At 59.2% G+C, this 25,446-nt stretch carries 22 protein-coding genes; 12 read left to right on the forward strand and 10 right to left on the reverse strand.

The window, feature by feature from the left end; translation table 11 throughout:
- From BZL43_RS28375 to tadA, 5 genes are all read left to right on the forward strand, one after another.
- Positions 1-94, forward strand: a 94-nt coding sequence (locus tag BZL43_RS28375) for a carbohydrate porin (RefSeq protein ID WP_143517829.1), incomplete at its 5' end; no start/stop codon positions are given.
- A gap of 62 nt (positions 95-156) precedes the next feature.
- Positions 157-2,691, forward strand: a complete 2,535-nt coding sequence (gene ptsP / locus BZL43_RS05350; RefSeq protein WP_095631343.1) for a phosphoenolpyruvate--protein phosphotransferase — start codon at positions 157-159, stop codon at positions 2,689-2,691.
- A 2-nt stretch (positions 2,692-2,693) separates the two neighbouring features.
- Positions 2,694-2,987, forward strand: coding sequence for a PTS transporter subunit EIIB (locus tag BZL43_RS05355; RefSeq protein ID WP_095631344.1), 294 nt, complete (start codon positions 2,694-2,696; stop codon positions 2,985-2,987).
- A 1,112-nt stretch (positions 2,988-4,099) separates the two neighbouring features.
- Complete coding sequence (locus BZL43_RS05360; protein WP_143517830.1) at positions 4,100-5,476, forward strand: multicopper oxidase family protein; 1,377 nt, start codon at positions 4,100-4,102, stop codon at positions 5,474-5,476.
- Positions 5,476-5,973 carry a tRNA adenosine(34) deaminase TadA gene (gene tadA / locus BZL43_RS05365; RefSeq protein ID WP_095631346.1) on the forward strand — a complete coding sequence of 166 codons (498 nt, stop codon included), beginning with the start codon at positions 5,476-5,478 and terminating at the stop codon, positions 5,971-5,973. The genes BZL43_RS05360 and tadA overlap by 1 nt, the downstream gene beginning before the upstream one ends.
- A gap of 131 nt (positions 5,974-6,104) precedes the next feature.
- Here tadA and cmoB read toward each other — a convergent pair whose 3' ends face one another.
- From cmoB to BZL43_RS05405, 8 genes are all read right to left on the reverse strand, one after another.
- A complete protein-coding gene (cmoB, locus tag BZL43_RS05370; protein ID WP_095631347.1) occupies positions 6,105-7,061 on the reverse strand; it encodes a tRNA 5-methoxyuridine(34)/uridine 5-oxyacetic acid(34) synthase CmoB in 957 nt (318 codons plus the stop codon).
- Positions 7,058-7,837: a carboxy-S-adenosyl-L-methionine synthase CmoA gene (gene cmoA, locus BZL43_RS05375; protein ID WP_177409314.1), complete on the reverse strand. Its 780-nt coding sequence runs from the start codon at positions 7,835-7,837 to the stop codon at positions 7,058-7,060. Before cmoA ends, cmoB begins: the two co-directional genes overlap by 4 nt.
- A gap of 118 nt (positions 7,838-7,955) precedes the next feature.
- Positions 7,956-8,390 carry a hypothetical protein gene (locus BZL43_RS05380; protein ID WP_095631349.1) on the reverse strand — a complete coding sequence of 145 codons (435 nt, stop codon included), beginning with the start codon at positions 8,388-8,390 and terminating at the stop codon, positions 7,956-7,958.
- A 166-nt stretch (positions 8,391-8,556) separates the two neighbouring features.
- Positions 8,557-9,201, reverse strand: a complete 645-nt coding sequence (locus BZL43_RS05385; protein WP_095631350.1) for a lysoplasmalogenase — start codon at positions 9,199-9,201, stop codon at positions 8,557-8,559.
- A gap of 2 nt (positions 9,202-9,203) precedes the next feature.
- Entirely contained in the window at positions 9,204-9,596 is a 393-nt protein-coding gene (locus tag BZL43_RS05390) for a protease inhibitor I42 family protein (protein WP_095631351.1), read from the reverse strand.
- 205 nt (positions 9,597-9,801) lie between these two features.
- Positions 9,802-12,219, reverse strand: a complete 2,418-nt coding sequence (gene lon / locus BZL43_RS05395; protein ID WP_095631352.1) for an endopeptidase La — start codon at positions 12,217-12,219, stop codon at positions 9,802-9,804.
- Positions 12,220-12,399: 180 nt separating this feature from the next.
- Positions 12,400-14,808, reverse strand: a complete 2,409-nt coding sequence (locus tag BZL43_RS05400; RefSeq protein WP_095631353.1) for a glucose/quinate/shikimate family membrane-bound PQQ-dependent dehydrogenase — start codon at positions 14,806-14,808, stop codon at positions 12,400-12,402.
- Between the two features lie 214 nt (positions 14,809-15,022).
- On the reverse strand, positions 15,023-16,405 hold the full coding sequence (locus BZL43_RS05405; protein ID WP_095631354.1) for a carbohydrate porin: 1,383 nt from the start codon (positions 16,403-16,405) through the stop codon (positions 15,023-15,025).
- 339 nt (positions 16,406-16,744) lie between these two features.
- Between BZL43_RS05405 and BZL43_RS05410 the strand changes: the two genes are divergently transcribed.
- Together BZL43_RS05410 and BZL43_RS05415 are read left to right on the forward strand one after the other, a co-directional pair.
- Complete coding sequence (locus BZL43_RS05410; RefSeq protein ID WP_095631355.1) at positions 16,745-16,975, forward strand: VF530 family DNA-binding protein; 231 nt, start codon at positions 16,745-16,747, stop codon at positions 16,973-16,975.
- 2 nt (positions 16,976-16,977) lie between these two features.
- Complete coding sequence (locus tag BZL43_RS05415) at positions 16,978-17,634, forward strand: Pr6Pr family membrane protein (protein ID WP_095631356.1); 657 nt, start codon at positions 16,978-16,980, stop codon at positions 17,632-17,634.
- Between the two features lie 194 nt (positions 17,635-17,828).
- Here the strand turns inward: BZL43_RS05415 and BZL43_RS05420 are convergent, their stop codons facing one another.
- Together BZL43_RS05420 and BZL43_RS05425 are read right to left on the reverse strand one after the other, a co-directional pair.
- Positions 17,829-18,620 carry a siderophore-interacting protein gene (locus tag BZL43_RS05420; protein ID WP_095631357.1) on the reverse strand — a complete coding sequence of 264 codons (792 nt, stop codon included), beginning with the start codon at positions 18,618-18,620 and terminating at the stop codon, positions 17,829-17,831.
- Positions 18,617-19,192 (reverse strand): PadR family transcriptional regulator, encoded by a 576-nt coding sequence (locus BZL43_RS05425; protein WP_095631358.1) that lies wholly within the window; start codon positions 19,190-19,192, stop codon positions 18,617-18,619. The genes BZL43_RS05420 and BZL43_RS05425 overlap by 4 nt, the downstream gene beginning before the upstream one ends.
- 510 nt (positions 19,193-19,702) lie before the next feature.
- Between BZL43_RS05425 and BZL43_RS05430 the strand changes: the two genes are divergently transcribed.
- From BZL43_RS05430 to BZL43_RS05450, 5 genes are all read left to right on the forward strand, one after another.
- On the forward strand, positions 19,703-20,191 hold the full coding sequence (locus tag BZL43_RS05430) for a CS1 type fimbrial major subunit (protein ID WP_095631359.1): 489 nt from the start codon (positions 19,703-19,705) through the stop codon (positions 20,189-20,191).
- 109 nt (positions 20,192-20,300) lie between these two features.
- Entirely contained in the window at positions 20,301-22,823 is a 2,523-nt protein-coding gene (locus tag BZL43_RS05435) for a CS1-pili formation C-terminal domain-containing protein (RefSeq protein ID WP_095631360.1), read from the forward strand.
- 3 nt (positions 22,824-22,826) lie between these two features.
- Positions 22,827-24,128, forward strand: a complete 1,302-nt coding sequence (locus BZL43_RS05440) for a hypothetical protein (RefSeq protein ID WP_256582807.1) — start codon at positions 22,827-22,829, stop codon at positions 24,126-24,128.
- A 59-nt stretch (positions 24,129-24,187) separates the two neighbouring features.
- Positions 24,188-24,934 (forward strand): pilus assembly protein, encoded by a 747-nt coding sequence (locus tag BZL43_RS05445; RefSeq protein ID WP_095631361.1) that lies wholly within the window; start codon positions 24,188-24,190, stop codon positions 24,932-24,934.
- Positions 24,935-24,950: 16 nt separating this feature from the next.
- Positions 24,951-25,445, forward strand: coding sequence for a CS1 type fimbrial major subunit (locus BZL43_RS05450; RefSeq protein ID WP_095631362.1), 495 nt, complete (start codon positions 24,951-24,953; stop codon positions 25,443-25,445).
- The last annotated feature ends 1 nt before the right edge of the window (position 25,446 follow it).

The following is a 25,446-nucleotide window of genomic DNA, read 5'->3' on the forward strand; positions in this document are numbered from 1 at the left end:
GGCGGCGGGTTCGGCGTTGTCCGACACCGGCGCCTTCGGCTCGGCGCGGCACGGTTCGAACGTCGGATTGCAGGTCGAGTATTGGTGGAAATAAGCGATGCTGTCGGAGCCTCGCGCTCCATCAGCACTTCAAAGAACAAAACAGCAGGTGACGTCATGGCCACACCCCAACAATTGCAACTGCTGGCACCCTTGTCCGGCGTGCTGATGCCGCTGGATCAGGTGCCCGATCAGGTGTTTTCCAGTCGCGTGATCGGCGACGGTCTGTGCATCGATCCGACTTCACAAACCTTGTGCGCACCGCTGGCCGGCGTGATCAGCAATGTGCAGGCCAGTGGGCACGCCGTCAGCATCACCAACGACCATGGCGTGCAGGTGTTGATGCACATTGGCCTCGACACCGTGAACCTGGCGGGAAAGGGTTTCACCCGATTGGTGGAAGAAGGTCAGCGCGTAGTGGTGGGGCAGGCACTGATCGAATTCGACGCCGATTACATCGCCTTGCACGCCCGCAGTTTGTTGACCTTGATGCTGGTGGTCAGCGGCGAGCCGTTCACCTGGCTGACGCCCGAAACGGGTGGGGTGGAAAGTGGTCAGCCGCTGCTGAGTCTGCATTCATCTGAAGGGGCGGCCGATGAAGGGATTGCGCAGGAGGGCGAAGCGCTGTTTTCCAAACCGGTGACGCTGCCCAACATCAACGGTTTGCATGCTCGCCCCGCAGCCGTGTTTGCCCAGGCGGCGAAAGGCTTTGCGGCGAGCATTTGCCTGCATAAACAGCAGGACAGCGCGAACGCCAAATCCCTGGTGGCGATCATGGCGTTGCAGACCGCCCATGGTGACGTCCTGCAGGTCAGCGCGGCGGGCGCGGATGCCGAAGTGGCGATCAAGACGCTGGCCGAATTGCTGGCCGCCGGTTGTGGAGAAACCGTGACGGTGATGGCAGAGGTTGCGCCAGTTGCCGCGCAGGTATCATCGCTAACGGTGTTGCGCGGCGTCTGTGCATCGCCGGGGTCGGCGTTTGGCCAGGTGGTGCAGATTGCCGAGCAGACCCTGGAGGTGAGCGAGTCAGGCGTCAGCCCTCAGGTTGAGCGTGAGCATCTGTCCCGAGCGCTGGCCAAGGCGGTCCTGGCCTTGCAGCAGTTGCGCGAAAAGGCCACGGGTGACGCTCAGGCAGACATCTTCAAGGCTCATCAGGAACTGCTCGAAGACCCTGGCCTGCTGGATCAGGCATTGGCACTGATCGATGCAGGCAAAAGCGCCGGTTTCGCCTGGCGCGCGGCCACCGAGTCGACGGCAGCCTTGTTCAAAGGCCTTGGTAACGCCCTGCTGGCGGAACGCGCCGCAGACCTGGCCGACGTCGGTCAACGGGTGCTCAAGCTGATTCTCGGCGTAGAAGATCGTGCGATGGAGTTGCCGGACGGGGCGATTCTGATTGCCGAGCAACTGACGCCTTCGCAAACGGCTGGCCTGGACACGCGCAAAGTACTCGGATTCGCGACGGTCGGCGGTGGCGCCACCAGCCATGTGGCAATTCTGGCGCGGGCCTTCGGTTTGCCGGCGATCTGCGGCTTGCCGGTTCAAGTCCTGACATTGAGCAATGGCACCCGGGTGTTGCTCGATGCCGACAAGGGCGAGCTGCAGCTGGATCCCGAGCTGGCTGCCATTGAGCAGTTGCAAGCCAAGCGTCAATCGCAAAAGCAACGCCAGCAATACGAGCTGGAAAATGCAGGACTGGCGGCCCGTACACGCGATGGGCATCACGTTGAAATCACCGCCAATATCGCGTCCCTGGCTGAAGCCGAACAGGCCATGGCGCTGGGCGGCGAGGGCGTTGGTCTGTTGCGTTCGGAGTTTCTTTATCTGGACCGCAACCACGCGCCAAGCCATGACGAGCAGGCCTCCACCTACAGCGCCATCGCCCGCACTCTGGGGCCAGCGCGCAACCTGGTGGTGCGAACTCTGGATGTCGGCGGTGACAAACCCTTGGCCTATGTGCCGATGGAGCGCGAAACCAACCCGTTTTTGGGCATGCGTGGCATTCGTTTGTGCCTGGAGCGTCCGCAACTGTTGCGCGATCAGTTCAAGGCAATCTTGAGCAGCGCCGGGTTGGCTCGCCTGCACATCATGCTGCCGATGGTCACGCAGCTGTCGGAGTTGCGGCTGGCTCGCCAGCTACTTGAAGAAGAGGCGCTGGCATTGGGCCTGACTGAACTGCCGAAACTGGGGATCATGATCGAAGTACCCGCTGCGGCGCTGATGGCTGACCTGTTTGCGCCCGAAGTGGATTTCTTCTCCATCGGCACCAACGACCTGACCCAGTACACCTTGGCCATGGATCGCGATCACCCACGGCTGGCCAGTCAGGCCGACAGTTTTCATCCGTCGGTATTGCGCTTAATTGCCACCACCGTGAAAGCCGCCCATGCCCATGGCAAATGGGTCGGAGTATGCGGCGCCCTGGCTTCGGAAAAGCTGGCGGTGCCGCTGTTGCTGGGGCTTGGGGTGGATGAGTTGTCGGTGAGCGTGCCGTTGATTCCGGCGATCAAGGCGGCGGTTCGCGAAGTCGACCTGCTGGACTGCCAAGCCATCGCCCAGCAAGTGCTGGGGCTGGAAAGTGCCGAACAAGTGCGCGAGGCATTGCGGCTGCACCACGAGGCCACGGTCGATACTTCACTGGTTCTGGAGAACTGAGCATGTTCGAGAAAATGCAGCGAGCGTTCTGGAAAGCGTTGACGCCGGACCTGGTGGTGGACGAGCCGAAAATGGAGACTCAGCCTGTTGGCGGTTTGGCCGCGAACATCGTCGCCGCGCTTGGCGGAGTGGATAACCTCAAGTCGCAACAGCCGGTGGCGCTGACCAGAGTGCGGGTGGAATTGCGGGATGTGGCGCGGATGGATCGGCAGGCTTTGGCGACGGCAGGGGTGCCGGGGGTGATGATGCTGGAGGATGGGGTGATGCATCTGATCATCGGTATTCAGTGCATCTGATCATCGGTATTCAGCCATAATTCTGTGGTGAAAGGGATTACCTGTGGCGAGGGGGCTTGCCCCCGTTCGACTGCGCAGCAGTCGCCAAACCAAACACCACGGTATGTCTGACAAACAGGATGATCGTTCCCACGCTCCGCGTAGGAATGCCTCAAGGGACGCTCCGCGTTCCAGCCACCGCCGCTGTCGAGCCAGACACCGATGTGACGCAGAGCGTCACGGGCTGCATTCCCACGCAGAGCGTGGGAACGATCATTCAGCAACTTTAGTCCGAAGGCCGTTTTCGTAGGGTGGATCGGGGTGAAGACTTTTCATTTTTAGACCTCTGGTAGAAGCGGAGCTACCATCGGCCTTCCTACAGGCTTGGGTGGCAGCTATACGCGGGGTAGGAATATCGAGACCAGAGAACTCGACCACACCGAAGCCCGCGCACAGCCGCCGCAACTGATCTTACGGACACACGTGATGGCCGCAATTCAGGTGTCGACGCCAAAGCGTCCTCTCTAGTCTTGAAGGGTTCCTACACCCCACCACTGAATTTTCAGTGACCACCAGAGACTATCGATGGAGCGCATTTCCAGAAATTTCACCGTTCTGTAAGACCGCCTTCGCGGGCAAGCCTCGCTCCTACGGAATCGAGGCAGACCGCTAAATATGGGAACGACCTTAATCCTGTAGGAGCGAGGCTTGCCCGCGATTGAGCGCGAAGCGGTCATAAAATCTATCTGCCTCAGAGATAACAGGCCTTATCTGGGGCAGAAAATCAGGCGCGGGGACTTTGCGGGGGATGGATCAGGAAAGAAGTCGGGAAAGGTGGAAATGGATGTAGGGGGATTCGCTGATTAACGGCGACTAAGTAACGTTCAGCGAAGCGGCCCTAAACCCTGCAATCGCATTACGTCTGACACATCGTGCTGGATGATTTTACGACTGCTTCGCAGCCGAACGGGGGCAAGCCCCCTCGCCACAGGGTTTCATTTCAGCGCATTGCCAGACGGGCTTTGACTGTGACCATCCGCCGCGCTGCCCTTACTGTTTCTCAACCGCAGGTGTATCGTATTCGCCTTTTGCAGGCCCCTTGCCTGTGGCTGATACGTGAGGTAGTTGAGTTCATGTCCTTTACCCGTCGACAAATACTCGGTGGCCTGGCCGGTCTTGTGGTGGTTGGCGTGGGGGCCGGGGGCGCGTCGCGTTACTGGCTGGGCAAAATGGCCGATGCTGACGCCGGCCACGACTACGAGCTGATCGCCGCTCCGCTGGACGTCGAGCTGGTGGCCGGGCACAAGACGCCGGCCTGGGCGTTCGGCCCATCGGCACCGGGCACTGAGTTGCGCGTGCGTCAGGGCGAATGGTTGCGGGTGCGCTTCATCAATCATCTGCCGGTGGCGACCACCATTCACTGGCACGGTATTCGTCTGCCGCTGGAGATGGACGGCGTGCCGTATGTCTCGCAATTGCCGGTGCTGCCGGGCGAGTACTTCGACTATAAATTCCGCGTACCCGACGCCGGCAGCTACTGGTATCACCCGCACGTGAACAGCAGCGAAGAACTCGGTCGGGGACTGGTCGGCCCACTGATCATCGAAGAGCGCGAGCCCACCGGTTTCAAATACGAAAAAACCTTGAGTCTCAAGAGCTGGCACGTCGATGAAGAGGGCGCTTTCGTCGCGTTCAGCATTCCTCGCGAAGCAGCCCGTGGCGGCACGGCGGGGGGCTTGTCGACCATCAACGGCGTCTCACAAGCGGTGATCGACTTGCCCGCCGGGCAGATCACTCGCGTACGCCTGCTCAACCTCGACAATACGCTGACATACCGCCTCAACATCCCTGGCGTCGAAGCGCAGATCTATGCTCTGGATGGCAATCCGATTGAACCGCGCCCACTGGGCAAGGAATACTGGCTGGGTCCTGGCATGCGTATTTGCCTGGCGATCAAGGCACCGCCGGCCGGTGAAGAATTGTCCCTGCGCAACGGCCCGGTACGCCTGGGCACCTTCCGTTCAGTGGCCAACACCGATGCACCGACCGAGTGGCCGCCGGCGCTGCCCGCCAACCCGGTGGCCGAGCCGGACCTGGCCAATGCCGAGAAACTCAACTTCAATTTTGAATGGGTGGGTTCGGTGTCGGTGAATGTCGACAACGGCAAGCCGCCAAGCCTGTGGCAGATCAACGGCAAGGCCTGGGACATCACCGACAAGACCTGCGCCGATCGACCGATTGCCAAGCTCGAAAAGGGCAAAAGCTATATTTTCGAATTGAAAAACATGACTCAGTACCAGCACCCGATCCACCTGCACGGCATGAGTTTTAAAGTCATTGCCTCGAACCGGCACAAGGTCATCCCGTACTTCACCGACACCTATCTGTTGGGCAAGAACGAGCGGGCGCAAGTGGCGCTGGTGGCGGATAACCCTGGGGTCTGGATGTTCCACTGCCATGTGATCGACCACATGGAAACCGGCCTGATGGCCGCCATCGAGGTGGCGTGATGCGTCAGATTCGCCCCGCAGCGATTATCGACCGCAGCCGTGATCGTGACTTCATGCGCGAAGCCCTGGCCCTGGCCGCTCAAGGCGCGGCGCTGGGTGAAGTGCCGGTGGGCGCGGTGCTGGTACAAGACGGTGAGATCATCGGGCGCGGGTTCAATTGCCCGATCAGCGGCAACGACCCCAGCGCCCACGCCGAGATGGTCGCGATCCGCGCCGCCGCCCAGGCCGCCAGCAACTATCGCCTGCCGGGCAGCACGCTCTACGTGACACTGGAGCCGTGCAGCATGTGCGCCGGGCTGATCGTGCATTCGCGGATCGCGCGGGTGGTGTATGGCGCGCTGGAGCCCAAGGCCGGGATTGTGCAAAGCCAGGGGCAGTTCTTTACCCAAGGCTTTTTGAATCATCGGGTGTTGTATGAAGGAGGGGTGTTGGCGGAGGAGTGTGGCGCGGTGTTGAGTGAGTTTTTCAAGGCTCGCCGAGCAAAACCTTCAGAGTAAACACTGATACCTGTGGGAGCGGGCTTGCCCGCGATAGCAGGGGTTCAGTCGACATCAATGTTTGATTTGCCGACGCCATCGCGGGCAAGCCCGCTCCCACAGGTTTATTGGGTGTTTGGGAGATCGGGGTTTCACTTGCGGGCGACGATGACGGCGCGCATCGGCGCCGGCAGCCCTTCGATGGTTTTGCTGTGATCCTGCGGGTCAAGGAAATCGCTCAACGACTGATACTTCATCCACTCCGTCCCGCGTTGTTCCTGGACCGTGGTCACGCTCACATCCACGCAACGCACGTCGCTGAAGCCGGCGCGGCGCAGCCACAGTTCCAGCGCCGGCACCGATGGCAGGAACCACACGTTACGCATCTGCGCGTAGCGGTCTTCCGGCACCAGCACCTGTTGTTGATCGCCTTCGATCACCAGCGTTTCCAGCACCAGTTCACCGCCCTTGACCAGGCAATCTTTCAGCGCCAGCAAATGCTCGATCGGCGAGCGGCGGTGATAGAACACGCCCATGGAAAACACGGTGTCGAAGCCTTCCAGATTGGGGGGAAGATCCTCAAAGGGAAACGGCAAGTGCCAGGCATTGGGCTCGGACAGGTAACGTTGCACCGCCTGGAACTGGCAGAAGAACAGCCAGTTGGGGTCGACGCCGATCACGCTGTCGGCCCCGGCGCCGAGCATGCGCCACATGTAATAACCGTTGCCGCAGCCGACATCGAGGATGCGTTTGCCCTTCAGATCCAGATGCGGCGCAACCCGCGACCACTTCCAGTCCGAACGCCATTCGGTGTCGACGTGCACGCCGAACAGGTCGAACGGGCCTTTGCGCCAGGGCGATAAACCCATCAGTGCGGTGCGCATTTGTGCGCGGGTCTCGACGTCGCAATCGGTGTCCAGTTTCAGGCCGTTCAACAAATCGATTTCGCTAGGCTGAATCTTCGGCAACGCGTCCAGCGCGCTCTGCCAGCGTTCCAGGTCGCCGTGACCTTTTTCCATTTTCTTGTCGAGTTGTGCTTGCAGGGTGTTGGCCCATTCGGCCAGCGGAGTACCGGCCAGGCGGCGGGCAAGGGGGGACAGATCAATCATGGCAAGGCAATCAACGAGGCAAAGTTAAGACACTGGAACCACGGCACGACTTTCGAGAACCCGGCGGCCAGCAGGCGTTCACGGTGTTCTTCGAGGCTGTCGGGCTTCATGACGTTTTCGATGGCGCTGCGCTTCTGGGCAATTTCCAGTTCGCTGTAGCCGTTGGCGCGTTTGAAGGCCACGTGCAGGTCGGTGAGCAGCGCGTGTTCTTCAGGATCGTTGAAGCGCAGCTTCTCCGAAAGGATCAGCGCGCCCCCGGGCAACAACGACTGGCGGATACGCGAGAGCAACGCGGTGCGCTGGTCGGGGGCTATGAATTGCAGAGTGAAGTTCAGCGCCACCACTGAGGCTGGCTGGAACTCGAGCGCAAGGATGTCGCCTTCGATCACTTCCACCGGCAGCAACTCCTGGAACATCGAGTTCTGGCCGTTGAGGTACTCGCGGCAACGCTCGACCATGGCGGCGGAATTATCCACAGCGATGACGCGGCAGCCGTCGGTGCGCACGTGACGGCGCAGGGCCTGGGTCACCGCGCCCAGCGAAGAGCCCAGGTCGTAGAGCACGCTGTTGGGCTGGGCGAACTGCGCGGCGAGCACGCCGAGGTTTTCCACGATGGTCGGATAACCCGGCACCGAGCGCTTGATCATATCCGGGAACACCCGCACCACGTCCTCGTTAAAGGCGAAGTCAGGCACCTGGGCCAAAGGCTGGGCGAAAAGGCGATCGGATTCTTTGCTCACGGCGGTTCCAGCGGCATGGGTGGAAAAGGCTGGCATTTTAGCCAAATTGACGGGGGGATGCTTGGGTTGTCGGATAAAGCGCTGTGGTGAGGCCTGCCAACCATCATTACCGAGGTAGTGATGGATGGCAGGCCTGCGTTGGCTATTTCTTTTGCTATTTGAGGCTTGTCACACCATGAAGGTCGAATGCGCTTTCAATATTAATAATGCGGCCACCATTGAAGACATCTTCAGCCTCAATATTCGCACGGCCCGCGTAGTGTTCGTTCGCGGGATCAAAATCTACATGCAGGGTGGCGGCGAGAGTGACATAGAGGCTGCTACTTGATGACGCAATCACTTGCATCTGGCGCACTTCATCATGCTCTTTGAATACATAGTCGCCATTTTTGATATCGGGAGCCAGGCCGATGCTGATTGTGCGTATTGGGCTGTCGAAGCTGTCCTGTATCCCATGGATTTCTATCGACGGCTGAAGGGTCACAGATACGTCTTTAGCGTCGAAGTTCGGTTCGTCATTAACCGTGGCGGTGAATGTGCCCGTCGTAGCCCGATGTGTTTTTTCTGTGTGTGGAGTCGCTGTGCTCATGATCAGTCCCTGAGTGCCCGGTAGGCTTTATTGCCTGCTGGATTACAAGGGACTTTATGAGCGATGAAACAGGTTCGCTACTGTCAGGAATGACAGTTGTTTAGACCGTTTTCTAATAGCCAGGCAGAGCTACGCAGTCAGTACGTTGTGCCTGGGGGCCTGAGGATTAGCGACCTCTACAAGACTTCTGAGGAAACGCCGACGCCGCAATCCCCCATTGCCCCAGCCAGTAACTGAGGATGATCACATAAGGTGCTGCGTTGAACGGTGATACAAACCGGTTGATGCCAATCACACTGTCAGAAAACACAAACGCCAGCGCACCCCCCGCCGCCAGCAGCGCCGAGCGTTTGGGCACGTCGGTGCCGAGCCGGGCCAAGGCGCGCCAGAGCATGGCGCTGATGGCCAGCCCGTAGACGATCACCGGGATCAGCAACGGACCCAAGCCATTGGAAATCAGGATCCCCAGCAATACCGAGCCCACGCTCAGCGCGAGGATCAACGGCAACAGCGCCAGACGTCGGCAATCGCTTAAGTAAGCTTTCAGGTACGCCAGATGCGCGACCAAAAACGCCCCAAGGCCGAACACGAACAAATCCCCCGGCCATGCCAGCAGCACGTCGCCGATCAGGGAGAAAATCAAACCCAGGCTGATCCAGCGCCGGTAGTCACTGGGCGGTGCGTCGTGCAACCAACCGAGCAGGGCCAGCACCGGCAACGGTTTGACCAGCAGGCAAAGCAGCGTGGCATGCACGCTCAGGCCATACAGAAAGGTCACTGCGCCCATCAGCGCCAGAATCAGCCAACCCATGATCAGTTAACCGCGATGGCGCAGTCGAAGGTTTTTACCGCTGGCACTTCGGGTGCCCACGGTTGTGAATAGGTCAGTCGCAAACGACCGGTGCCGGTGGCAAAGGCCTGGAAACGCCAGGTCGAAAGGCCGGCGCTGCCGACCACCCCTGCGTCTTCCGGATTGCTGTAAACCTCGGGGCTGAGCGCGCGCAACACACCACCGGCCGAATCCTGAATTGTCCAGCGGTAACCCGTGGTGGGGTTGCTGGGCAGGGTCAGGATCAAGTGTTGGCCGTTGTTCAGTTGCACCGGGCATTCGCTTTGTTTTTCCACGGTCACGTTGTGTTTCGATTGCGTGGCGCAACCGCTCAGCAGGGCGAGGACGAGCGGGATAAACAGGCGGGTAGGGGACATGAGTCAGCGGCTCCGGCATTCACGACGAACGGCGAGCATAACTGAAGATGAGACAAAGTGTGACAATCCGGGAATGGGGGGATGATCGTTCCCACGCTCTGCGTGGGAATGCATCCTGTGACGCTCTGCGTCACGCTGGTGAAGGGACGCGGAGCGTCCCGGGCGGCATTCCCACGCAGAGCGTGGGAACGATCAGTTACGGGGGTTAGAACAATATCTTCGCCACATCCGCAAAGCGCTTGGCGAAGTGCACGCTGATCCCTTCCTTCAGATAGTCCGGCAGCTCTTCAAAACTGCCACGGTTTGCCTCCGGCAAGATCAACTCGAAAATCTTCTGTCGCCGTGCCGCGATGACTTTCTCGCGCACCCCGCCAATCGGCAGGACATGCCCGGTCAGCGTCAGTTCGCCAGTCATGGCCACCGCTTTTTTCGGTGGCTGGTTGCGAGCCAGGGACAGCAGGGCGCTGGCCATGGTCACGCCAGCGCTCGGGCCGTCTTTCGGCGTGGCGCCTTCCGGTACGTGGAGGTGAACGAAGGCTTCATCGAAGAACGTCGGATCACCGCCGAATTGCTTCAGATGGGAGCTGACGTAGCTGTAGGCAATTTCCGCCGACTCTTTCATCACTTCTCCCAGTTGCCCGGTGAGTTTGAAGCCACGGTTGAGGGTGTGAATGCGCGTGGCTTCGATCGGCAGGGTCGCGCCACCCATGCTGGTCCAGGCCAGCCCGGTGATCACGCCGATGCCGGACAGCACTTGTTCGTTGCGAAACACCGGTCGACCGAGTGAGGCTTCCAGGTCTTTCGGCCCGAGCTTGATCACCGCTTTCGGTTCGTCAATCAGCTTCATCACGGCTTTGCGCACCAGTTTGCCGAGGTTTTTTTCCAGCTGCCGCACCCCGGCTTCACGGGCGTAGCCGTCGATCAAGGCTTTCAATGCGTTGTCGCTGATGCTCAGGCTACCCTTGGACACGCCCGCTTTCTCAAGCTGTTTCGGCCACAGGTGACGCTTGGCGATGGCGACTTTCTCTTCGGTGATGTAGCCCGACAGACGAATCACTTCCATCCGGTCCAGCAACGGGCCGGGAATCGAATCCAGGGTGTTGGCGGTGCAGACGAACAGCACTTTCGACAGGTCCAGGCGCAAATCCAGGTAGTGGTCGAGGAATTCGACGTTCTGTTCCGGGTCGAGGGTTTCCAGCAGCGCCGAGGCCGGATCGCCCTGGAAGCTCTGGCCCATTTTGTCGATCTCGTCGAGCATGATCACCGGGTTCATCACTTCGACGTCTTTCAACGCGTGGACCAGCTTGCCCGGTTGCGCGCCGATGTAAGTGCGGCGATGGCCCTTGATCTCCGCTTCGTCGCGCATGCCGCCGACGCTGAAGCGATAGAACGGCCGGCCCAGGGTTTCAGCGATGGACTTGCCGACGCTGGTCTTGCCCACGCCTGGCGGGCCGACCAGCAACACGATGGAGCCGCTGATCTCGCCTTTATAGGCGCCGACCGCGAGGAATTCGAGGATGCGGTCCTTGATGTCATCAAGGCCGGCGTGGTGTTTGTCCAGTACCTTGCGCGCGTGTTTGAGGTCGAGTTTGTCCTCGCCGTATACGCCCCAGGGCACCGAGGTCGCCCAATCGATGTAATTGCGGGTTACCGCGTATTCCGGTGAGCCGGTCTCCAGGATCGACAGCTTGTTCATTTCCTCTTCGATGCGTTTCTGCGCCTGAGGCGGCAACACCTTGCCCGTCAGGCGTTGCTCGAACTGTTCGATGTCGGCGCTGCGATCATCCTTGGTCAGCCCTAGCTCTTGCTGGATGACCTTGAGCTGTTCCTTGAGGAAGAACTCGCGCTGATGCTCGCCGATCTTGCGGTTCACTTCGGCGGAGATTTCTTTTTGCAGGCGCGCGACTTCGACTTCCTTGCGCAGCATCGGCAGGACTTTTTCCATGCGCTTGAGCATCGGCACGCAGTCGAGCACTTCTTGCAGTTCGCTGCCAGTGGCCGAGGTCAGGGCGGCGGCGAAGTCGGTCAACGGTGATGGATCGTTGGGGCTGAAGCGGTTGAGGTAGTTTTTCAGCTCTTCGCTGTACAGCGGGTTGAGCGGCAGCAGTTCTTTGATCGCGTTGATCAGCGCCATGCCGTAGGCCTTGACCTCATCGGTCGGCTCGGTGGGCTGGTGCGGGTATTCGACTTCCACCAGGTATGGCGGGCGATGGTGTTTGAGCCAGGTTTTGATGCGCACCCGGGTCAGGCCCTGGGCGACGAATTGCAGTTTGCCGTTTTCGCGACTGGCGTGGTGGACTTTGACCAGGGTGCCGTATTCCGGCAGGGCTTTGGTATTGAAATGGCGCGGGTCTTCCTGGGGCGAGTCCATGAAGAACAGGGCCAGGGAATGGTGGTCGGATTGGCTCACCAGTTCGAGGGTCTCGGCCCAAGGCTCTTCGTTGACGATCACCGGCAATACTTGCGCGGGGAAGAAGGGCCGGTTATGGATCGGGATGATATAGGCCTTGTCTGGCAGGTTCTGGCCAGGCAGGGCGAGACCTTTGCCAATGGAGTGGTGTTGAACGTTGTCTGTTTCGGCGTATTCGCTCGTGTCTTCGGGGAATTCTTGCTGGTCGGTCATGAGGCACCTGCGCAATGGGGTATGGGTCTTAGATGGGGCAGGTGGGGGGTGGTTTCAATGGGGCAGGATATTTCAGCATGTGTGTTCAGCGCCCACAGGGGATGAGTGACCTGAAGCAATCGAGCACAAAAAAGGCGACCCCCTCACAGGAGTCGCCTTTCCTTTAACTGCCGCTAGCGCTTATTCCGACAGCTTGTACGCAATCACATAGTCACCTTGCTTGGTGCCCAGCGATCCGTGACCGCCCGCAACAACCAGCACGTATTGCTTGCCGTCTTTGCCGGTGTAGGTCATCGGTGTGGTTTGCGCGCCTGCTGGCAGGCGGCCTTCCCACAATTGCTTGCCGTTTTTCACGTCGTAGGCGCGCAGGTACTGGTCGAGGGTGCCGCTCAGGAAGGCCACGCCACTGGCAGTGGTGAAGGCGCCGCCCAGGCTCGGCACGCCCATGCTCAGAGGGATCGGAACCGGCGAGCTGTCGCGCACGGTGCCGTTCTTGTGCATCCAGATGGTTTTGTTGGTGGTCAAATCGACCGCCGCCACGTAACCCCAGGCCGGTGCCTGGCACGGCAGGCCCATTGGCGACAGCAGGGCTTCGAGGATCACCCCGTAAGGCGCGCCTTTGTTGGGCTGCACGCCTTCGGTTTCGCTGACGCGAGGGCCTTGTTTGGCGATTTCGGCGGCCGGAATCAGTTTCGATTTGAACGCCATGAAGCTAGGGTTCACAAACGCAATCTGACGCACCGGATCGACGGAAATGCCGCCCCAGTCGAACACGCCGAAGTTACCGGGATAAACGATCGAGCCTTGCAGCGACGGCGGGGTAAACATGCCATCGTAGCGCAGGGATTTGAAGTCGATCCGGCACAGCATCTGATCGAACGGGGTCACGCCCCACATGTCGCGTTCCTTGAGGGTCGGCGGCACGAAGTTCAGGTCAGACATCGGTTGGGTCGGCGAAGTGTAGTCGCCTTCCACTGCGCCTTGCGGCACCGGGATTTCCTTGATCGGCACGATCGGCTGGCCATTGCTGCGGTCCAGCACATAGATGCTGCCTTGCTTGGTGGACGCGAGCACTGCCGGTTTCACACCGTCTGCGGTTTTCAGGTCCATCAGGGTTGGCTGGCCACCGACGTCCATGTCCCACAGGTCGTGGTGGGTGAACTGGAAGTGCCAACGCACTTTGCCGGTGGCGATGTCCAGCGCGGTCAGGCCAGCGGCGTGCAGTTCCGATTCAGGGGTGCGCGCGCCACCGAACTGATCCGGAGTCTGATTGCCCATCGGCAGATAGATCATGCCGAGTTTTTCATCGACGCTGAAGATCGACCACATGTTCGGCGAGTTGCGGGTGTAGACCTTGCCTTCGGCAATCGGTGTGGTGTCGTCCGGGTTGCCGCTGTCCCAGTTCCACACCAGTTTGCCGGTGTGCACGTCGAACGCGCGGATCACGCCGCTTGGTTCGTCGATGGAAACGTTGTCGGTCACGTGGCCGCCAATCACCACCAGGTCTTTGGTGACCGCCGGCGGCGAAGTGGAGTAATAACCGCCGGCGGTGAATTCACCGATGTTGGTCGTCAGGTCAACCTGGCCACCGTTGCCGAAGTCTTCGCACATTTTGCCGGTGTCGGCGTTCAGGGCGATCAGGCGGGTGTCGGCGGTCGGCAGGAAGATCCGGCGCGGGCAGACACTGGCCACTGGCGCGTTGGCAGTGCCGGTAGGGCTTTGTTCGGACGCATAGACGGCGTCATCGTGATAGGTCACGCCACGGCAAGTCATGTGTGCCCAACCCTTGAAGTTCGCCGCGTTTTGCGTGGAGAGCTTCGGATCGAAACGCCAGAGTTCCTTGCCGGTGTCCGGGTCCAGCGCGATCACCTGGCTGTGCGGCGTGCACACATAGAGCATGCCGTTGGCTTTGAGCGGGGTGTTTTCGGCGGTGGTTTCGCCCGGGTCGTTCGGCCCTGGCAGGTCGCCGGTGCGGTAGGTCCAGGCGGGCACTAGTTTGTTGACGTTCTGCGGGGTAATTTGCGCCAGTGGCGAATAGCGATCGCCATGGGCGCTGCGGCCGTAGGAGTTCCAGTCGCCATCAGGCATGGCTGGGGCGGTGTTGCTCATGCCAGGCACGGCGTCACGATCCAGTTCGCCTTTGATTTCACCGGGGTTGGTGAACAGGCTGGCCAGCGCGGCGATACCGGCGATAACCACGGCAGCGCTCAGTAAACCGGTGCCGATCGGGTTGAATTGGCCGGTACGCAATGGGCGACGAAACCATGGCAGCAGCATGACGATACCGAGGGCAAAGAGCAGCGCCAGACGTGGCACCAGCTGCCACCAGTCCAGGCCAACTTCCCACAATGCCCAGACCGTGCTGGCTAACAGCACCACCGCGTACAGGCTCAGCGCCACATAACGGTCAGCAAGCAGCAGCCCCCCGGTCAGCATCAGGCCGATACCGGCCAGCAGGTAATACAGCGAGCCGCCGAGCATGCTCAGTTTGACCCCCCCGGCCAGCAAGGCCAGGCCCATTAGCAGAAGCACGATACCGAGCAGGCTCGGCAGCAGACGGCTTCGACTGAAAGCACCATCAGCGCTCATAGTGTGGTTCTCCGTGACGTTTTAAGTAAGCCCGCGCCAGTTCACTGTAGATGACGATCTGGTGCGGGCAGGGTTCAGTTAAGAAAGGTGTGCGGTTGATTCAATCCCTGTGGGAGCTGGCTTGCCTGCGATGACGGTGTGTCAGTTGGCAAAAGTGTCGGCTGACCCACCGCTATCGCAGGCAAGCCAGCTCCCACAAGTCTTATGGTTTTAATTAGAACGATGACTGGATCTTGATCCCGCCAATCAGCGCGTCGTCGACCTTGTCCACGCCACCGGGGTGACGGATGTATTGCAGGTTCGGGCGCACGGTCAGCCAGTTCGTGACGTGCACGCCGTAGTAGAGCTCGCTGCTGTATTCGGTGTCTTGCGGCGGCAGGAACGAGGGGTCGTCGTAGTCGAAGACGGCGTGGGCCTGATTGGTGGCCTGGGCGTTCTTGCGAAAGGCCGGGTTGACGTGAACACGGGCCAGGGCAAAACCGATGTCGTCCCTGGCGCGGGCATCGAACAAGCCTTTGTAGACGACGCCGGCCTGGACGTAGTTATCGATGGCGTTGGTCTTTTTGTCGTGCATCGTGCCGTTGGCGAACACGCTCAAGCCCCGTGAGTGATCACTGGCGCGGCTGGTCAATTGCTGCTGAATACCGAGCCACACACCGTGCTTGCTCGATGCGCTGCGATAAGCCTCGCCAGTCAAGGCCGCTGGCTGGCCGTTGCTGTCCTTGTAGACATCGCTGGCCTTGGCGTTGCTGTAGTAATAACCGGCACGGTATTCACCTGGCAGGCCATTGAGTTTTGGAGTCCAGACCAGTTCCACCGGCAGGACCGCGCCCTGGGTGCCGCTGCCGCTGAGTTTGAAGCCGTTGCCGCGATCCAGGTTGGACGGGTTTTGCTCGTAAGCCCCGACTTGCGCATAGAACTCTGGCGTCAGGTGATATTTGACGCGCATCGCCCATTGGCTGACCGGCCAGTTGTACCAGATGTCCCCAGCCCAGTTGCCGACCTGGGAGCCGCAGAACGCCAGGTTCTGGAAGTCGCAGGGGAAGCTGTTGAAGTCTTCGCCCTCGCCGAAGCGGCCAACTTTGATATCGAGCTTGTGATCGAAGAATTTCTGCTGATACCACATCTGTGTCAGACGCCAGGTCTGGCCGCGGCCCCAGACTTCCTGAGCCGAGGTAAAACCGCCGACCCGCGGATCGTTGATCCGATCGTTACTGATGTTATTGCCATTGCGCTCGGTGATGGTCAGCTGAAATTCAGCGTCGTCCCAGCCGAGAATCTTCTGCAAGTCCAGATGAGTGCCAAAACCGAACTGATCGCTGTAGCGAGCGGTGCGGTCATGGTCATAGCCGCCGTGCAGGTTGCTGCCCATTTCACCGGTGTAATCGACCTTGAAGTCGTAGCCCTTTTGCGAAAGTTCGGTGCGCGTACCGTTCCAGTCACCGAGCATCCACGGCGAATCGCTATCGAAGGCCGGCGCAGCCTGGATGCAAGAGGCGAAGCCCAACGCGGTGAATCCGCCCATCAGGTTCAGGGCTTTTCGACTGGCCACAGGGGATAAGACAGCGCTGTCTCGCGGAGTTTGAAAATCAGGCATAGAGAAGAAATTCTTGGTCTTTTTTCTAAAAGGAGTGAACTGAATGAAGCAGGGGAGAAGCGTTTCAGCTGGACGGGCGTAAGGATAATGTTCTGTTACACATAGAGAAAGGGGTTTTACTGACATGGATCATTTCGGATTTGGTAATAGTGTGCAGAAAAGAGTCTGTGGTCGCTCGAACATTCACGGGTGTAGGCGCTTCCCCTGCAGGCGCTGGCGAAGGCTGCGATCTTTTCAAGGTCACCTACATTTAACACAGAGCCAACAGATAGCTTCCCCCCAACGAAGCCCTCGGCTAAGGTGCGCGGCTTCCAATTCCCACTCGCTCGAAGGCCCGGCATGACCGAACAGAACACCAACCCGCTGCACGGCGTGACGCTGGAGCAGATCCTCAACACCCTGGTCGAACACTACCAATGGTCAGGGCTGGCCGAGCGCATCGATATCCGCTGCTTCAAGAGTGACCCGAGCATCAAGTCGAGCCTGACATTCCTGCGCAAAACCCCATGGGCGCGGGAGAAGGTCGAGCGCTTGTACGTGAAGCTGATGCGCACCAAGCGACCGGTCTGAGCATGGTCAAACCTTCGGCACCAGCTGCTGCCGCGAGGCGTCGTTGTGTTGCCGTGGCGGCGATTCTGGGCTGGGCGGGTCTGAGCATTCAGCTGTACCTGATTCTTTATTTGCGCTGGAGTGTTGCGGCCAGTCTGCTGGGTGGGCTGGTGAGTTTTTTCAGTTTCTTCACTGTGCTGACCAACACGTTGGTGGCGGTGGTGCTGACCTGTGAACTGACGTCCCGAGAATCGGCGGCGCGGCGCTGGTTTTTGCAGCCCTGGGTGAGCAGCGGGATTGCGGTGAGCATCGCCGTGGTCGGCGTGGCGTACAGCCTATTGTTGCGCCACTTGTGGCATCCGGAAGGCTGGCAATGGCTGGCCGATGAGCTGATGCACGACGTCATGCCTCTGCTGTTTCTGGTTTATTGGTGGTGCTGTGTGCCCAAAGGTACGTTGCGCCTGCGGCACATTGCGCTGTGGGTGACCTATCCGCTGGTGTACTTCGGCTATGCGTTATGGCGCGGGCATCTGCTGGCGGTTTATCCGTATCCGTTCATTGATGTGGACAAACTGGGTTATGCACAGGTGTTTGTGAATGCCGGGGGATTGTTGGCGGGGTTTGTGCTGATTGCAGTGTTGGTGGTCGGGCTGGATCGGTGGCGCATGGATCGGCAGTGAACAACGCCACTGACTGTGGCGAGCTTGCTTGGATTGGGGACAGGGTGCCTTGTGGCGAGGGGGCTTGCCCCCGTTGCGCCGCGAAGCGGTGCTTAAGCCTGCAACCGATTTTTCTGGCGCACCGCGTTTGCTGATTTTGCGACTGCTACGCAGCCGAACGGGGGCAAGCCCCCTCGCCACATTTGGGTTTGTGGTTATTCTTCGTCGCTGTCATCCAGCCGCCAGTAGCCGACCGCTTTGACGAATTGCTCGTTCAGGCCCTGCTCATCGAGCAATACCCGGCGAATCTGCCGCGACAGTTTCGACTCAGTCGCCACCCACGCATACAGATTGCCATCAGGCACCTCGATCTGTTGCACGGTGGTCAGCAGGTTGTTCCTGCCTCTCTCGCGCAACACCCAGATCACATCGACCTGGGCCGCGCTTTCCAGGCGTTGTTGTTCGGCGCCGTTTTCCACTTCCACGATCACCAGTGCTCGCCGATTGGCAGCCAGGCCTTCGAGCCGGCGGGCGATGGCGGGCAGGGCGGTTTCATCGCCGATCAGCAGGTAACTGTCGAAGATGTCCGGCACGATCATTGAACCCCGTGGCCCTGCGATGTGCAGAAATTGGCCCGGTTTGGCCTGTTCGGCCCAGGTCGAGGCAGGGCCATCGCCGTGCAGCACGAAGTCGATGTCCAGTTCCAGGGTGTCGAGGTCATAGCGGCGCGGGGTGTAGTCGCGCATCTCGGGCATCGGTCCGTTGTCCTTGCCGGCACCGAGGACCAGGTTTTCCAGCGCCGCCTGTTCTGCCGCGTTTTGGGGGAACAGCAGTTTGACATGATCGTCCGTTCCCAGGCTGACGAAGCCCGCCAGCTCAGGACCACCCAGCGTAATCCTGCGCATACGCGGGGTCAGGTCGACCACTCGCAACACTTCCAGGCGACGGCGTTTGAGCTCGTGCATGACGCGGTGAATGGAGGGCGATTGCAGGATCATGTCGCTCATTCGGTTTTCTCCTGAACAGGTTGAACAGCGGGGCCGTCGACGATGGCCTTGGCGGTGTTGTTGAGCAGATCGCGCACTCGCAGGATTTCTTCCGGGCTCCAGCGGCCATGGTGCATTTGCAAGGCATGGCGCAGGTTGTGCACCGCCTCGTGAATTTCGGCGGGACGGTCATGGCCGCGCAACGAACGCTTGCTGACTTCGATACGCATGCGCACACCGTCCAGGGCAATCGCTTGTTCACTTAGAGACAGACGTCCGGCGTCGGTGATGCTGTAGCGTTTTTTTCCGCCTTCGGCGTCGCCCAGGATCATTTCGCTTTCTTCAAGGAAGGTCAGGGTCGGGTAGATCACGCCGGGGCTGGGGCTGTAGGCGCCGTCGAACATGCTTTCGATCTGGCGGATAAGGTCATAGCCATGGCACGGCTGCTCGGCGATCAGGGCCAGCAGCAACAGTTTCAGGTCGCCGGGGGCGAAGACCCGGGGCCCGCGTCCACCGCGTTCGCGGCCAGGGCGTCTTTCGAAGCCGTCGCGGCTGTCACCGTGTTCGCGGTGGGGGGAATGATGGTCTCTCATTTTTGCTTTCTCTCGTCGTGTTTAGATACAACTTAAGATATATCTTATGAAAAAGACAAGACCTCCTGACCAGTGGCCAACGTCAAGCGACGTCAGTGGGCGTCTGCTCAAAACCTCTCAATATCAAAAATAAGGGTGTTTGATGCAGGTACAAACGTTGAAATTAGTGTTAACTCTCTAATGTAGTGTTTTCGGCTATTGTTTTCGGGGTATGTGGTATCGGTCTTACGGAAGTTGCTCTTTCATTGTTGTGTTGTTATTGCGTATCACCTCCTGTTTGTAATCTGTTTCTTACAGTCATCCATCGGTTTTAGTGTTATTGCGGGTTTTTTCTTGCTATCGCCATGGTGCTTTGGCTACAGGTTCGCCGGAACTTGCCTGCTTACTTTCCAGAATAATTGGTCGATCATTCTTCGGCGTTGAAAGTTCAGATAAAGAGCGGCTGCTCGTGACTGTCGGCTCCCTGAAACTTTTAATGAATCGACTCTTTCAAAAAAACAGGTAATGACTATGTTCAAGAAAATCGCGTTTGCTGCTCCTCTGGCTGTTCTGGCTCTGAGCTCTTCCGTCGTGTTTGCCGCAGGTGAAGCCCGCCATTCCATCAGTCTGGTTGCGCATGTACCGACTAATGGCTTCTACGTGGTCCCGGTCGATCCGGACCTGGTCAACAAGGATCAGGACATGAGCTACAGGCCGTCCACCGGCACCATGGGCGAGGTCAACGGCTTCTTCGACATGCGTAACAACAACGGTTCGGTGCACGCCAGCCTTGAAAGCGTGCCGAAGCTGATTGCGGGGGCGACATCGATCGACTTGCAAGTGGCGCTCAACGGTGTGGTCCTTTCCACTACACCGCAAATGGTGGTTGGCGAGACCGAGTCGAACGTCAATTACCGTGCGCCACTCAATATCAAGGCTGTTGGCACCACTTTCGCTCCGGGCGATTACACCGGTGCGGTGACCATGATGTTTGACGCTGTTCCTCCCGTTGCTCTTTGAATTTGATCAAGGGTCATAAGCGCTTACTTGCTTAAGTAACGTGACCGGCCGGCAATCCATCAACTTGTCGGTCGGGATTCAACTTTTTTTGTAATCAGAGTATTCGTTCATGTTCCCGATGACGCCCATCGCGGCGGCGCTTGCGCTGTTGTTATGTAGCAGTGCATTTGCGGCGCCCCTATCCGTTGATAATACGCCTCGAAGTTTACTGGCCCAGGCCAAAGGTTTGCCGGCGGATTTCGAGGAACATTTTTTCGATGTTCCGTTGGCGGTTCGGGTCGAGCTGGATCAACAACCGTTGGGTGAAGCGATGATTGTGTTGTCTCGTGACGACCGGGTCTCGTTGCTCGACTTCACCGACACCCGCGACAGCCGCTTCAGCGCCAGCGAGCGTGACACCTGGGCCGACATCCTGAAACCCGGTGTGGCACTGGGCGCCTGCACTGGCCAATGCCCGGAGCAAATGCTGGCCGTTCATTACAACCTCGAAAGTTCTCTGCTTTCGATCGTCACCGAAAACGCCGAACGCGACAGCGAAGCCAGGCGTTTTTATGACCAGCCACAAGGCGGCAGCAGTGGCTTGATGGTGCGCAACCAGCTCAACCTCAACGGCGGCCAGGACCAGAACCTGGGCGGTCGTTTTGGCCTCGAAGCCAGTGGCAGCCTGGGCAACTGGAGCCAGACCTTCAATATGCAATTGGCGCGCCTGGGCGGGCCGGACGACAAGACTTATCACGCCGTTCATGAGCTTTACACCCAGCGCGAACTGCAAGGCAGTTTTTTCCGCCTGGGCTACTTCACCCCCAATTCCGAAGGGCTGACTCGCCAGCCCCGTTCATTTGGCACCAGCCCTGACACCGCCGTGGGCGTGATGTATGGCAGTTCCGACAGCCTGGCGATCGACAGTCCGAAACCCAGCGTCTACCCGATCTACGTCACCGCCAATCGCCAGGCCTCGGTAGAGATTTTTCGCGATGGCCTGCTGATCAACACCCAGTCGGTGCCGGCCGGTTTGCAGACCCTCGATACCCGGCCGCTACCCGGTGGTATTTACGAAGTGGAAGTACGCCTGATCGAAGATGGCCAGACCACCTCGAGCACCCAGGAGCTGGTGTACAAGCCCAACAACTGGCGCAACCTCGATGAGCGCTGGCGCTACAACCTGTTTGCCGGCCAGGAAAGCAAATTGCTCAGCAACTGGGATCAGCAGGCCAGTGGCGACGCCACCGCGGGTGCCTCGATCAACTACCTGCTGCACCCTCGGGTGATCCTCGGACTGTCGGCACGCCAGGTGCGTGAAAAGCTGCAATACGGCAGCTCCATCGATTGGAGCCTGGGCAACAGCACCAGCCTTTACGCCAACCTGTACCAGACCGAAGACCATGGCACCGGCGCCGATTTGCAAGGCCTCTACAACTATGGTTCCGGCAGCCTGGTGATCAGCCACAACCGCAGCTGGCTCGACACGCGCAACACCTACGACACGTTGCCCGACGGCACCCGCGTACGCCAACGCAACGTGTTCACCGGCCAGACCAGCAACTCGTCGCTGGCGCTCAATCATCGAGTCAGCCGTCAGAGTTCGATCAACGCCCGGGTTTCGCACAGCGATGGCAACACCGAAGGCGTGGGCGTGGACCTGGGCTGGACGCAACGTACCGTAGTGTTGGGCAGCGATGCCAATTGGCGGTTGTCGCTGTTTGACCGTCCGGGCAGCTTCAGCAGCGGTGATGCACGCAATCGCGGAGTCGATCTGAGCATCAACATGGCGTTGGGCGGGCCAGGTCAGCAAGTGTCCGGCAGCATTGGCTCGCGTACGGCCCGTGACGGCAGCCGCGACAACAACGCTTCGCTCGGTTACCGCAAAGACCTGCAAGACCATGTGCTGCAGAGCGTTTCGGTGACTGCGCTTACCGATACCTACGGCGTTGGCCTGTCGAGCCTGGCGAACTTTCACACCGACGCGATCAATGGCGATGGTTTTGTCCAGCGGTCGTCCTACAACGGCAATTTTACCGGTGGCCTGAACCTCGACAGCACCCTGGTCGTCGGCGGCGAGCACATGGCCCTGACCAGCCAGCATCAGGGACGCGGCGCCGGAATGATTGTCGACGTCGAGTCCGATATCGACGGTATCGCCCTGCGCGCCGACGACCTCAGTGGCGGCAGTGCGGCGTTGCGTCCGGGGCGCAACTTCATTGCGCTCACGGCCTACAAGAACAGTTCGGTGAGCTTCGATTTTGTAGGCAATCACGCCCCGGCGGCCAGCATCGAACCGGCCCGCACTCGCTATCACCTGAACAAGGGTGGCGTGGAGTATCGAAAGGTGCGGGTGATGAAAACCCTGACCGTGCTCGGGCGCCTGCTCGACCCGCAAGGCCAGCCGCTCAAAGGTCATCACGTAATCAATCACGCCAGTCGCGGTGTGAGTGAAGTCGATGGCTTTTTCTCGATGGAAATGAACGCCGGCTCGCCGACGCTGGAAGTTCGCTACGCCGACCAGTTGTTGTGCCAGTTCCGCCTGGATGTGGACAAGCACCGCAGTGAAAACAACGTGCTGATGATCGGCGATCTGCGCTGTTCGCCGGACACGCTGGCGGTCGTTCGAACGATTAACGATGGGGCGGGTTGATCAATGGATTATTTTTTCTTGCACAAAGGGATAAGGCTGAGCGCTTGCAATGCAATTGGGCTGTTCTTGTCGGGCTGCATCGCGTGGCTGCTGATTTTATCGACCTCAGTGCCAGCACGCGCGGCATCAATCGAGGTAACAGCCTTGTTCAAGCCTGACCCTGCCAACCCGATGCGCAATGAATTTACAAACACAACACCGTATTCCGGGCACTGCGCCGCTTACCCTGTTTTTTGTGACCAGTTGTCCATTTTCAGTATTTTGGTTCCGATCGAATTCAATTCAATCGCTCCGATAGAAGCCGGACACAGTGATAGGCGCAAGGGGGCAATGTTCAACCCTCCGACCGATTGGCGGCCACTGCAAGTTGTTCATGAGACGAGTGGTGCACGGTCGACGCTTGAAGTGCGGATTGCATCAATTGGCGCTCGATATCACTTGCCTGACACCGTCCAGAACATCATTGGCGAAGGGGCGCCGGCTAATAATTCATTGGCGCACGAAATGCTGTGGAGTGGCTATAACTGGACCTTTCCACCAAGTCCCTGCGCTTATACCGGCGGCATGTATGTCGAACCTACCTGGCGATCATTCTTTTGGCTGACCAGGCCAGGCAGCGTCTGCGCGCCTAAAGCCGCTTATCGAATTGAAAGTCTGCGCTATAACGCCTTGCAAATCGGTTACGAACTTCGAACGCCTGATCCGCTGAAAATGGAAACCGGACGGTATGTCGGCACTTACACCTATGGTGTCGGCCCTGGGCGCGATTTCGACATGGGCGACATCATGTTGCCCAGCGATGACAGTTTGTCGATTAATTTCATTTTGGACGTTCAGCACACCCTCAAGGTCGACATTCCCCCCGGCGGCGAAAAAGTCCGGCTGACCCCGGCGGGCGGTTGGCAGAGTTGGTTACATGCAGGACGCAACCCCGTGAGCCTGTTCCGCGACCAGACCTTCCATATCTCGGCGTCGTCGCGCTTCAAGATGTATGTCGAGTGTGAGTCCTGGGCAACCCTCGAATGCGTTATCGAGGACGCAATAGGCAGGCGGCCTGTCGAGTTGCAGATCAGTGTCAGTCTGCCCAACGGCTTGACGGACCAGGCGGGGCAACCGGTCAAGCGTCGGCGATTACGGGCAGGACCGACTGGCGCGCAAATATTTCAACCCGGCTTCTATGTGGACCGTGCGCCAGGCGTTCTGCACTTTGAAGTGCCCAAGGAGGAAGTGGAATGGATGTTGAGCGAAAAGGTGCAAAGCCCTTATTCGGGCAGCGTCACGGTGATCTGGGATTCCGAAGTCTGATGGGTGCTGCAGCGTTTGTGAGGAAGAGAGTTGTGTTCAACGCAAAGAGGTTCAAAGGTATGAGACGTCTGTTGCTGTTGATGGGATTGAGCGGATTGTCCCTGAGCCTTCAGGCCGGACCGCAAATCAACGTCGGCACGGTTTACGACTATCTGGATGGCGACAAGAGCACGTACCTCAAGCGTGTGTTCAACAGCGGCGACAGCACCGCGTTCGTCAAGGTCAACATCCTTGAAATCGTTTATGACGCCGATGGCAGCTCACGTGAAGTGCCGGTCAAGACCCAGGCGGATGCGAGCAGCCGTGATGGTTTGATGGCCAGCCCCGCACGCTTGATCGTACCGGCCAATGGCATGCAAGGCGTGCGTCTGCTGCACATGGGCAATCGCGACACCGAGCGCTATTTCCGCGTGCGGTTCGTGCCGGTGGTGCCGGAAAAGGAAGACGAGTTTGCCGTGTCCACGGAGGACCGCGACGAGTACAAAAAGAACCTTTCTGCCGGCGTCAACGTCATGACCGGGTTCGGCACAGTGTTCTTCGTTCGCCCGAGCCAGGCACGTTTCAATAGTGTGATCGATGACAGCCCCGAGCGTTATCGCTTGCGCAACAACGGCAACACCGTGGTGGTGATCGACGAGTTTCGTAACTGCTCGAAAAAAGTCGAAACCGATTGCGAGCCGACCACCAAGCACCATGTTCTGGCGGGCAAGAGTTTCGAGTTCGAGAAGAAACCGGGCCGCGAGTACCGCTTCAATCTGGTCGAGGGTAGCGAGAAAAAAACGCTGCGCATCGCCAGCAAGCAATGATCAACAGGGATCTGACATGAGCAAGCAATCGGTCTTCACATGGAGCATCGGTGTTCTGATGTTGATCAGCGCGTCGGTCTTCGCGGCGCGGGAGGAGCACACCTTCGAAGTGTCCGTGGATATTCCGACGTTGGGGTTCTACGTGATACCTGCTGAATCGAACTGGATACACCTTGAGCAGCAACTGCAATGGAATCCCGGCACATCGACGTTAGGCGGATTGCGCAAAAACTTCGACGTCAAACACGACACCAGTGCCATTGAGGCCCGTCTGGAAAGTGAGCCGTATCTTTCCAATGGGCATGAGGACCAGAACATCTATTTGCGTGTCAGCTTCAATGGCCAGGAACTGAGCCATGACCCACAACCCCGAGAGGTGGTGACGGGGTTTCAGGCGCGGGCAGGCGGGCGTTTTGCGCTGGAGATCCAGCCGAAAATTCCGGCAGGTGGGTACAAACCGGGTCATTACTACGGCACTGTCCACCTGGTTTTCAGTGCTGCAGCCCCCTGAC

Source organism: Pseudomonas sp. PICF141, from assembly GCF_002286815.1.
Lineage (GTDB): Bacteria > Pseudomonadota > Gammaproteobacteria > Pseudomonadales > Pseudomonadaceae > Aquipseudomonas.